An 11,917-nucleotide genomic window follows, 5' to 3' on the forward strand; every position below is an offset into this window, starting at 1 on the left:
AAGATGTAAGAAAAGAAGTTTATAAAATGATAAATTGGTGGCTTGATAAAGGTGTTGATGGATTTAGGGTAGATGCCATAAGCCATATAAAAAAGGAAGATGGATTAACGGATATGCCTAATCCTAATAATTTAGATTATGTATCTTCTTTTGATAAACATATGAATATGCCAGGAATACATGATTTTTTAGGTGAGCTAAAGGAAAATACATTTTCTAAATATGACATTATGACTGTTGGAGAAGCTAATGGTGTAAAGGCAGAAGAAGCTAATTTATGGGTTGGAGAAGATGAAGGTAAGTTTAATATGGTATTTCAATTTGAGCATTTAGACTTATGGGATTTTGAAAATGATAAAGAGTTTGATGTTAAAGAATGCAAAGAAGTTTTAACTAGATGGCAAGATGACCTTCATGGAATAGGATGGAATGCACTATTTATAGAAAATCATGATATACCTAGAGCGGTATCAACTTGGGGAAATGATAATGAGTATTGGAGAGAAAGTTCAACTGCTTTTGGATTAATGTATTTTATGCAAGAAGGAACACCTTTCATTTACCAGGGGCAAGAAATAGGTATGACTAATGTAAAGTTTGATTCTATAAATGATTATAACGATGTTAAGGGAATTAATATCTATAAAGAAAAGATGGCAGAAGGAATGCAAGAAGAGGAAGCAATGAAATATGTCTGGGCTATATCTAGAGATAATGCACGTACTCCAATGCAATGGGATAATTCAGAAAATGCTGGGTTTACAAAGGCTAAACCATGGATAAAGTTAAATCCTAATTATGAAAAAATTAATGTTGAAAGTCAAATTAATGATGAAAAATCAATACTTAATTTTTATAAGAAAATGATAAGAATTAGAAAAGATAATTTACCTTTAGTATATGGTAAGTATGAGCTTATATTAAAAGATAATGAGCAAATTTATGCATATAAGAGAATTTTAGAAAATGAGAAATTTATAGTGATTACAAACTTATCAAAAAAGGAAGTTATATATAAATATGAAGAAGAAACTTTAAATTATGATGGACTTTTAATAAGTAATTATGATGTAAAGGAACATAGAAAAACAACTAAAATATTATTAAAGCCATATGAAGCTAGATTATATAAAATTTATTAAATAGTGAAGGGAAGTAATTGAGATGGGAAAGAAAAAAAGTAGTTTATTATCCTTTGATTTTTGGCAAAAGTTTGGAAAAGCATTATTAGTTGTTATTGCTGTTATGCCAGCAGCTGGGTTAATGGTATCGGTAGGAAAGCTAATAGGAATGTCATTTGATATGGCATTACTTGATACTATAGGAAGAGTAATGGAAGACATAGGTTGGGCAATTATAGGAAACTTACACATTCTATTTGCGGTTGCAATAGGTGGATCATGGGCAAAGGAAAGAGCTGGGGGAGCATTTGCAGGTTTACTATCATTTGTATTAATTAATCGTGTTACAGGAGCAATATTTGGAGTTAATTCAGCAATGCTAGCAGATAGCACAGCAACTGTAAATTCATTATTAGGAAAATCATTAGTAGTACCAGATTATTTTACTAGCATTTTAGGAGCACCAGCTTTAAACATGGGAGTTTTTGTTGGTATAATAGCAGGTTTTTTAGGAGCAGCATTATATAATAAATATTACAATTATAACAAGTTACCAAAGGCTTTAGATTTCTTTAATGGAAAAAGATTTGTACCATTTGTAGTTATTATTGGATCAGTAGTTACAGCAATAGTATTATCATTTGTATGGCCAGCAATTCAAGGTGCATTAAATGCATTTGGAATATGGCTTGCTGAATCAAGAGATACAGCACCAGTATTAGCACCATTTGTTTATGGAGCATTAGAACGTTTATTATTACCTTTTGGTTTACATCATATGTTAACAGTACCTGTAAATTACACAGAGTTAGGTGGAATATATCAAATAGCAACAGGATCAGCAGCAGGAACTTTAGTTGCAGGGCAAGATCCATTATGGTTAGCTTGGATTACGGATTTAATAAATTTTAAAGGTTCAGGTAATATGGCTGAATATAACAATTTATTAAATTCAGTTGTACCAGCAAGATTTAAAGTTGGGCAAGTTATATTATCAACAGCATCACTAATGGGGATTGCATTAGCTATGTATAAAAACGTTGAGGAAGATAAAAAGAAGAAATACAAAACAATATTCTTCTCAGCAGCAATAGCAGTTCTTTTAACAGGAGTTACAGAGCCAATTGAATTTATGTTTATGTTTGTATCACCAATATTATATGTAGCATATGCATTAATAACAGGTATAGGATTTGCATTAGCAGATATAATAAATCTAAGAGTACATGCTTTTGGGGGGATTGAATTATTAACTAGAATACCAATGATGGTTAATGCAGGACTAGTTAGGGACTTAGTTAACCTTGTAATAACATTAGGAGTGTTCTTTGGCTTAAACTACACAGTATTTAGCTTCTTAATTAAAAAGTTTAATATAGGAACACCAGGAAGAAGAGGAAATTATATTGAAGATGAGGCTTCAGATGTTCAAGAAACAACAACATCAAATGATTTACAAGCTATAAATATAATTAAATTATTAGGTGAAAAAGAAAATATAGAAGATATAGATGCATGTATGACTAGATTAAGAGTTACAGTAAAGGATATTCAACTAGTAGCAGATGAAAAAGAGTGGAAGAAAAATGGAGCTTTAGGACTTATAAGAAAGGATAGTGGGGTTCAAGCTATATATGGACCTAAGGCAGATGTATTAAAATCTAATATACAAGATATTTTAGGAGTTTAGTTAATGAAATTACTAACATTAAATTGTCATTCATGGATAGAAGAAAATCAAATATATAAGATAAAACACTTAGCTAAAACTATAGCTGAAAATGATTATGATGTTATAGCATTTCAAGAGGTAAGTCAAAAATTAGATTCAGATAGAGTAGGAAAAAATATTAAGAAGCATAATTTTGGACTTGTACTTATTGAAGAATTAAGATTATTAAATTCACATGATTATAATTATATCTGGGATTATTCTCATATTGGATATGATATATATGAAGAGGGAATAGCAATTTTAACTAAGCATAAAATAAAAGATAAAGAGTCATTTTATGTTTCAAAAAGTGAAGATTTTAAGTTTTGGAAAAGTAGAAAAGTAGTAAAGACAACTATAGAAATAGATTGTAAGGAGTATGATTTTATTAGCTGCCATTTAGGGTGGTGGCATGATGAAGAAGAGCCTTTTAAATATCAAGTAGATACGTTATTAAAAAATATAGATTTTAATAAAACAACTTTTTTAATGGGGGATTTTAATAATAACGCTAATGTTAAAAATGAAGGTTATGATTATTTATTAAGTAAGGGATTAATAGATACTTATAATAAAGCTAAATTTAAGGATGATGGGATAACTGTAAGGGGAAGTATTGATGGCTGGTCGGAAGATGCTAATTCTAAGAGATTAGATTTAGTGTTAGCTAATAAAAATATTGAAGTTAAATCATCAAAGGTTATTTTTAATGGTAAGAATAAAGAAGTTGTATCAGATCATTATGGGGTAGAGGTAATTATAGAGTAAAAGCTAGTTTAAAACTAGCTTTTATTTTTTTATTAAAGTATAAAATATCTAGAAAAACAGAGAAATCTATATATTGATAAGTAGAATCAAGGCCAATAAAAGGATTATATATTAGTAATTATATACAAATAGGATTATATTATAATTAACACATTACAATTAAAGAAGGGATAATATGATACATGGAAAAAAGATATATTTAAGAACATTAGTTAAAGCAGATATAGATATTTTATATGATATGTGTATAGATAAGGATGTTTTAAAATTTAATGGTGGACAAGCTGCTATTCCAAGCAAAAGATATGTAATGGAGAAATTTATTGCGCTTAATAGTGTAAATAAAAAGGTATTAGCTATAGTAAATAATGAAAGTGATGTAGTTGGATATATACATTATAAAGAAAATAGTTATACAATAGGTGTATTTTCGATTGGAATTACAATAGGAAAAGAATATTGGGGAAAAAGATATGGTAGGGAAGCTATTAAATTAATAGGTAATTATTTATTTAGTAAGAAGCGTGCCCACAAAATAGAATTAGAAGTAGTTAAGGAAAATCAAAGAGCTATAACCTGTTATAAAGAATGTGGATTTAAGACAGAAGGAATTAGAAGAAGTAAGTATTATTTAGATGGAAAATATTTAGATACAGTAGTTATGGGAGTACTAAAATCAGAATTTAAATTTAAATAAAGGTAATAATTAGAATGTAATAAGAAGAGGAGTGTGAGTATGGGAATAAGATTTATTTTTGGTAGAGCAGGTAGTGGAAAAAGTAGATTTTGCTTAGACCAAATAAAAAAGAAAGTAGATAATGATAAATCAAATAAATTAATATTATTAGTTCCAGAGCAATACACATTTCAAACAGAAAAGAATCTTTTAGAGGTTGTTGGAGAAAAGGCTCTATTAAGAGCAGATGTTTTAAGCTTTAAAAGAATGGCGCATAGGGTTTTTGATGAATGTGGTGGCAGAACTAATGTTAGAATGAAGGATTCAGGAAAAAATATGCTTATTTATAAGCTATTAAAAGATAAGGGTGAAGAACTAGAATACTTTAATAGAATGGCAAAGCAGCAAGGTTTTGCTGGAATAGTTTCTAAAACAATAACTGAATTTAAAAAGTATAACATTTCCCCGGAAATACTAAAAGAAAAAGCTGAAAATATAAGTGATGAAGAATTAAGGAAGAAAGTAAGTGACTTAGAGATATTATTTAATGAATTTAATGAGATATTGCATAAAAGCTACATTGATTCAGAGGATGAATTAAGCCTATTAGCAGAAAAGCTTAAAGAGTGTGAGCTTTATAATGATGCTGAAATTTGGATAGATGAATTTACTACATTTACTCCACAGCAAATGGAAGTAATAAAGAATCTAGCTAAAAGTTCTAAAATAATAAATATAACTTTATGTTGTGATAGCTTAAGTGATGGAGCTAGTAGTGATCAAACAGATATTTTTGATGCTATTAAAAATACTGAAAATAGATTACTAAGAATGATGCAGGAAAATAATATTGGATATATGGAGCCTATAAATTTAAATAAGGGGACTTCATATAGGTTTAATAATAGTAAAGAGCTTAAACATATAGAGAATCATTTCTTTACTTATCCATTTAAAGAGTATAAGGGTGAAAATAAAGATGTAAGAATATATAGAGCTAATAATAGTTATGATGAAATAGAGACAATAGCAAAGGATATACTTAAGCTAGTTAGAGATAAGGATTATAGATTTAGGGATATAGCAATTGTCTGTAGAAATGTAGATAACTATGAAAAGATAACATCAGTAATATTTAATGAATTTAAGGTTCCATATTTTATAGATAAAAAGAGAGAGGTATTAAGTAATCCATTAGTTATACTTATAATATCAGCATTGGAGATATTAACTAGCAATTGGTCTTATGAAAGTGTATTTAAATATTTAAAAAGTGGTTTGATAAAAATAAATTTAGATTATATAGATAGATTAGAAAACTATGTTTTGGCCAATGGAATAAAGGGTTATAAGTGGACTGGAGACTTAGACGTTAAAGACTCAACAGAAATCACACCAGAGGAAATTATGATATCTGAAGTAATGGAAGAGGTGAGAGCACCTTTAATTAAGTTACATAACGATATAAAGGGAAATAAAAAGATAGTAGACTTAAGCACAGCACTTTATGAGTTTTTAATAGAGCTAAATGTATTTGAAACCATGGAAGAATGGTTAGAGGAATTTGATAAAGAAGGATTACAAGATAAGATAAAGGAATATACTCAAGTTCCAACTATAGTAATGGATATATTAGATCAGGCTGTACAGGTATTAGGTGAGGAAGTAGTAGATATTAAGACCTTCACTAAAATATTAGTATCAGGTTTTGAAGAACAGGAAATTGGCGTTATACCAATGTCTTTAGACCAAGTTAATATTGGTGATATAGCTAGAATAAAAGGAAGAGATGTTAGAGCTTTATATATAGTAGGAGTTAATGATGGAGTATTACCATCAGCTAATAAGGAAGAAGGTATAATATCAGATAGAGAAAGATTAATGCTTAGGGATATGGGGCTAGAATTAGCTTCTGATACAAAAAGTAGAGCCTTTGAAGAACAATTTATGGTTTATACAGCATTAACAATAGCATCAGATTATTTAATGGTAACTTATCCTATGGCAGATTTTGAAGGAAAATCATTAAGACCATCTATAGTTATACCAAGATTAAAAAAGATACTTCCTAATGTAGAAGAGGAAAGTGATTTATATAATAAAGAAAGTCAAAGAGATAGATTTAATAAGATAACGGCACCAATTCCAACTTTTAATGAGCTTATATCAGCATTAAGATTAGAGTTTGAAAAAGAAGAAGTAGAGGATTACTGGGCTCAAGCTTTTAAATGGTTTGAGCAGCAGGATGAATTTAAGATTAAATCTAAAAATATGTTTAGAGGGCTTACTTATTCAAATATAGCTGAAAAAATGCCTAGGGAAAAGATAAGGAAGCTATATGCTAGTGATAATGGAAAGCTAATGTTTAGTGTATCTAGAATAGAAAAATATGCTCAATGTCCATTTGGATATTATGTTCAATATGGATTAAAGGCAAAGGATAGAAAGGTATATGAATTTACAGCACCAGATTTAGGATCATTTATGCATGAGGTTTTAGATGATTTTACTAATAAGGTTAAGGATGAAAAAATTCCTTGGTCAGAATTAGATAGAGATAAATGTAAAGTTATAGTTGGTGAATTAGTAAATAATAAGTTAGCTCAAGATTCTAATTCAATATTAAATAGCAATAAGAGATATATGTATTTTGCAGATAGATTTAAAAGAACTATAACTAAATCAGTTATGGTTATTGCAGAGCAAATGAAAAGAGGAGAATTTGAAGTATTTAAAAATGAGTTTTCATTTGGAAGCTTTGAAAGTGGAGAGCCTATAAAAATAGATTTACCATCAAATGATACTGTCTATTTAGTTGGTAGAGTTGATAGAATAGATAAATTAGAAATGGATGGAGACACATATTTAAGAATAGTAGATTATAAATCAGGTTCTAAAAAGTTTGATTTAAATGAGCTTTATTATGGGTTACAAATTCAGCTATTAGTTTATTTAGATGCATTAATAAAAAACTCAAAATACTTATTAGATAAGCAAGCTATTCCGGGAGCAATTTTATACTTTAGAATAGATGATCCTATTATATCTTCTAAAAAGGAACTTACAGAGGAAAAGATAGAAGAGGAAGTATTGAAAAAGTTAAAAATGAATGGATTATTATTAAAGGATGCAAAGCTTGTAAAAGCAATGGATAAGAGTATGGAGACTTATTCTTTAGTAATACCTGCAAAATTTAAAAAGGATGGAGATTTTGATAGTAAAAGCTCTGTAGTAACAGAACATCAATTTAATTTATTAAGAGAGTATGTAAATAAGAAGATGGTAGATATATGTGAGGAAATGTTAAGTGGTAGCATAAAGATAGAACCTTGTAAATCTAAACAATCTACTTATTGTGTATATTGTGATTATTCATCAATATGTCAGTTTGATACTGGGATACAAGATAATAAATATAAGGTTATATTAAAGAAGGATAATGATGAGCTTTGGAAGTCAATAGAAAACAGAGTTGAAAATAAGGGGGGAGAAGAATAGTGGCAGAAACTAAGTGGACAGATGAACAGCTTCAATCAATAATAACAAGAGAATGTAACTTATTAGTAGCAGCTGCAGCGGGATCAGGAAAGACAGCTGTATTAGTAGAAAGAATAATAAGAATAATAACAAATGAAACTCACCCTGTAGATATAGATAGATTATTAGTAGTTACATTTACATCAGCTGCAGCAGCAGAAATGAGAGAAAGAATAGCAGCAGCAATATCAAAGGCATTAGAAAAAAATCCAAATTCTAGAACGCTGCAAAGGCAATTAACATTATTAAGTAGATCTAACATTACTACTATGCATTCATTTTGCTTGGATGTAATAAAAAACTATTTCCATACAATTGATTTAGATCCTAGCTTTAGAATTGCAGATGAAACTGAAAATACTTTATTAAAACTAGAAATAGTAAATGAAATATTTGAGCAATATTATGAAGATGATAATATAGAATTTAAGAGATTAGTGGAAGCATATAGTGGATCAAGAGATGATGAAAAGTTAAAAAATATAGTTTTAGATTTATATAGATTTTCTATGAGTGGACCTTGGCCAGAAAAATGGTTAATGGATAAGGCAGAAGAATTTAATATTAATAGCTTAGAACAGTTAAATAATACTGAGTGGGTAAAGATTTTAAAGGAAAACATATATGTAGAAGTTACGGGATATTTAAAAATGTTAAAGAAGTCAGTGGAAATAATAAAGGAAACTGATGGATTAGAACCTTATTTAGATGTATTTTTAGATGATATAAATTCTTTAGAAAATGTATATAATTCACTAGAATTTGGATTAGAAGAAATATTTAGAAGTTTATCTAGTGTAAGTTTTGGAAAGCTAAAGGCAGTAAAGAAAAATACTGTATCAGATGAAGAGGCTCAAAAAACAGTAAAAAATATAAGAGATTCAGTAAAAAAGAAAATAAATAAGCTAATAGAAGATAGTTTTTCAACATCACCAGAGGAATCACTAGATGCTATAAGACGTGTTTATCCATATATGAAAATGTTAAGTACTGTAGCATTAGAATTTTCAAGAAGATTTGCAGAAAAGAAAAAAGAAAGAAATCTATTAGATTTTAATGATTTAGAACATCTTTGTTTAAAGATATTAATAGAGGTTGATGAAGAAGGAAATATTCATCCATCAAGTGTTGCAAAGGAATTTAGAGAGTATTTTGATGAAGTATTAGTAGATGAATATCAAGATTCTAACAATGTTCAAGAAACAATAATAGATTTAGTCTCAAGGAAGAGTCTTGATAATCCTAATGTTTTTATGGTTGGAGATGTAAAGCAAAGTATATATAGATTTAGGCAGGCAAAACCAGAATTATTTTTAGATAAATATAATAGATATCCTATGACAAAGGGTGGCAAGGATAGAAAAATTCAATTATATAAAAACTTTAGAAGTAGAAAAGAGGTAATTGAAGGTGTTAATTATATCTTTAAAAAGGTAATGTCTGAAACAGTTGGGGAATTAGAATATACAGATGAAGAAGCTTTAAATTTAGGAGCTAGTTACAAGATAAATGATGATGAGGCTACTATAACAGCAGGTCCTATAGAACTTCACATATTAGAAAAGGATGGAAGTAAGAGCAATAGCTTTGAAGAAGAATTTGAAGCTAGTGAGGAAGAAGAAGAAGAAGAATTAGATTCTATTACACTTGAGGCAAGAATAGTTGCTAATAGAATTAATCAATTATTAAATCCTACTGATGGAAAGATATTTAAGGTAATAGATAAGGGAACTGGTGAATATAGGCCTTTAAGATATAAGGATATTGTAATTCTTTTAAGAGCAACTAAAAATTGGTCAGAAATATTCTTAGATGAATTAGGTTATGCAGGAATACCAGTATATGCAGATACAGGTTCAGGATATTTTGAATCTATAGAAATAAGAACAATAATGTCTCTTTTAAAGATTATAGATAATCCAATGCAGGATGTACCTATGATATCAGTTTTAAGATCACCTATAGTTGGATTTTCTGCAAATGATCTTGCAGATATAAGGCTATTAAATAAAGAGAAATACTTCTATGAAATAATTGAAGATGTAGCTAATAATGAATATGAAGTTCAAGAAGATTTAAAGGAAAAGTGTGTAAATATAATTGATAATATTAAGGCGTGGAGAAAGAAATCATTATATATGCCTATAGATGAATTTATATGGGGAATATATATGGAAACGGCTTATTATGGATATGTTGGAGCTATGCCTAATGGAAAGCTTAGACAGGCAAATTTAAAGATATTATTCCAAAGGGCAAAGCAATATGAACAAACAAGCTTTAAGGGATTATTTAATTTTATTAACTTCATTAATAAGCTAAGAAAATCTTCTGGAGATATGGGAAGTGCAAAGATTTTAGGTGAAAATGAAGATGTAGTTAGAATAATGAGTATTCATAAAAGTAAAGGACTTGAGTTCCCAGTTGTATTTACATCAGGAGCAGGAAAACAGTTTAATCTTATGGATTTAAACAACTCAATTTTATATCATGATGATTTAGGCTTTGGACCAGAATATGTAGATTTAGAAAAGAGAAATTCATATACAACCTTACCTAAGGAAGCTATAAAAAAGAGAATAAGATTAGAAACATTATCAGAAGAAATGAGAATACTTTATGTTGCATTTACAAGAGCAAAGGAAAAATTAATAATAACTGGAGCAACAAGAAATTTAGAAAAAACAATATCTAGCTGGGCATCAGCGGCAGCATTAGATTCAGAAATAATACTACCATCAGAAGTTTTAAAGGGAAAAAGTTATTTAGATTGGATTGGTATGGCTATGTGTAAACATAGGGATGGAGAAGCATTAAGAGAATATGTAGGAGCATCAAATGATTTAATAACTAATGACTTTTCCACATGGAATGTTCAATTTTGGACTAAAAACTTATTAACAGTGGATAAAAAAAATGAAGCTGTGGATAAAAATGAAGAAAAAAAATTGTTTATAACTTCTGAAATTCAAACTGTGGATAAAGAAATTGAGAGAAGATTGGCTTATAAATATAAGTATAAAGAGGCAGGAAGCTTACCAAGTAATATATCTGTATCAGATTTAAAAAGAGCTGCATATGAAAGTGAAGATGATGATGTTAGAACTGTTAAGATATTTGGAGATAAGGAAATCATAAAGCCAAAGTTTTTACAAGATAAAAAAGGTTTATCATCAGCAGAAAAAGGAACTATAATGCATTATGTTATGCAAAAGATAGACTTTAATAAGGTATCACATATATCAGAAATAAAAGAACAAATAGATAAAATGCAAAAAAACGAAATGCTTACTGAAGAAGAAGCAAGCTCAGTTAAATTAATGAAAATTAAGTTATTCTTTAAAAGCGAATTAGGTCAAAGATTATTAAATGCATATAAAAATGGGAATTTAGTTCAAAAGGAATTGCCGTTTTTTACAGAGGTTAGTAGCTTGGAATTAGATAAAACCTTAGATGAAAATATTTATTTAGATGAGAATATAAGATTACAAGGTATAATAGATTGCTTTTTTGAAGAATCAGATGGTATAGTATTACTAGATTATAAAACTGATTATGTAGAACAAGGAAACGAAGAAAAGATTATAGATAGGTATAGAGCTCAAATAAAGTATTATAAAGATGCAATAGAAAAAATAACAAATAAGAAGGTTAAGGAAAGTTATCTATATTTATTTTATTTAGATAAAGAAATTAAGGTTGATTAAGCATGGGGAGTGTAAAAGATGGCAAAAAAGAAAAAGCAAAAGAAGAGAAATTACAATTCTACTCCAAAAGTAAAGCAAGAGGTTACTGTAAAAAGCAAAAATACTTTAAAAGATAATTTAGCAATAGCTTTATTAGTATTTGAAGTTTTAGTTGCAGCAGGAATGCTTATTTTAATATTTGCTAAGGGAAGTATTCAAGAACCTGATGTAGGCAAGTATGTATGGGCAATATATTTAATAATTCAAGTAGCATTAGGATTTACTTTATATAGCCGTAAGAAAGATAAAAATAAATCTTTATATCATTGGGAAGCTACTTTAGTTACTTTATCATATTTAATATTACCTTAAGGGAGAAAATCCAGATTAATTTTTAATCTGGATTTTTATTGTT

The 11,917-nt window shown here is 28.5% G+C and carries 7 protein-coding genes; all 7 read left to right on the top strand.

Annotation, left to right across the window (positions count from 1 at the left end):
- Positions 1 to 1,142 (top strand): alpha-amylase family glycosyl hydrolase (locus tag ACRDBA_RS05635; protein ID WP_438571948.1); only part of this gene is annotated, 1,142 nt, incomplete at its 5' end.
- A 22-nt stretch (positions 1,143 to 1,164) separates the two neighbouring features.
- Entirely contained in the window at positions 1,165 to 2,811 is a 1,647-nt protein-coding gene (locus tag ACRDBA_RS05640; RefSeq protein WP_438571949.1) for a PTS transporter subunit IIBC, read from the top strand.
- 3 nt (positions 2,812 to 2,814) lie between these two features.
- Positions 2,815 to 3,603: an endonuclease/exonuclease/phosphatase family protein gene (locus tag ACRDBA_RS05645; RefSeq protein ID WP_438571950.1), complete on the top strand. Its 789-nt coding sequence runs from the start codon at positions 2,815 to 2,817 to the stop codon at positions 3,601 to 3,603.
- A 175-nt stretch (positions 3,604 to 3,778) separates the two neighbouring features.
- Positions 3,779 to 4,300: a GNAT family N-acetyltransferase gene (locus tag ACRDBA_RS05650; RefSeq protein ID WP_438571951.1), complete on the top strand. Its 522-nt coding sequence runs from the start codon at positions 3,779 to 3,781 to the stop codon at positions 4,298 to 4,300.
- 39 nt (positions 4,301 to 4,339) lie between these two features.
- Entirely contained in the window at positions 4,340 to 7,777 is a 3,438-nt protein-coding gene (gene addB, locus ACRDBA_RS05655; RefSeq protein ID WP_438571952.1) for a helicase-exonuclease AddAB subunit AddB, read from the top strand.
- Positions 7,777 to 11,523, top strand: a complete 3,747-nt coding sequence (gene addA / locus ACRDBA_RS05660) for a helicase-exonuclease AddAB subunit AddA (protein ID WP_438571953.1) — start codon at positions 7,777 to 7,779, stop codon at positions 11,521 to 11,523. Before addB ends, addA begins: the two co-directional genes overlap by 1 nt.
- Before the next feature lie 18 nt (positions 11,524 to 11,541).
- On the top strand, positions 11,542 to 11,874 hold the full coding sequence (locus ACRDBA_RS05665; RefSeq protein WP_438571954.1) for a hypothetical protein: 333 nt from the start codon (positions 11,542 to 11,544) through the stop codon (positions 11,872 to 11,874).
- Positions 11,875 to 11,917: the final 43 nt, after the last annotated feature.

The organism is Clostridium sp., assembly GCF_051654825.1.
In the GTDB taxonomy this organism is placed as follows: Bacteria; Bacillota; Clostridia; order Clostridiales; family Clostridiaceae; genus Clostridium.

What these genes read in the sequence shown, in the direction of transcription:
- ACRDBA_RS05640 (WP_438571949.1), top strand. Translation starts at nt 1,165, where the DNA reads ATGGGAAAGAAAAAAAGTAGTTTATTATCCTTTGATTTTTGGCAAAAG.
- ACRDBA_RS05645 (WP_438571950.1), top strand. Translation starts at nt 2,815, where the DNA reads ATGAAATTACTAACATTAAATTGTCATTCATGGATAGAAGAAAATCAA.
- ACRDBA_RS05650 (WP_438571951.1), top strand. Translation starts at nt 3,779, where the DNA reads ATGATACATGGAAAAAAGATATATTTAAGAACATTAGTTAAAGCAGAT.
- addB (WP_438571952.1), top strand. Translation starts at nt 4,340, where the DNA reads ATGGGAATAAGATTTATTTTTGGTAGAGCAGGTAGTGGAAAAAGTAGA.
- ACRDBA_RS05665 (WP_438571954.1), top strand. Translation starts at nt 11,542, where the DNA reads ATGGCAAAAAAGAAAAAGCAAAAGAAGAGAAATTACAATTCTACTCCA.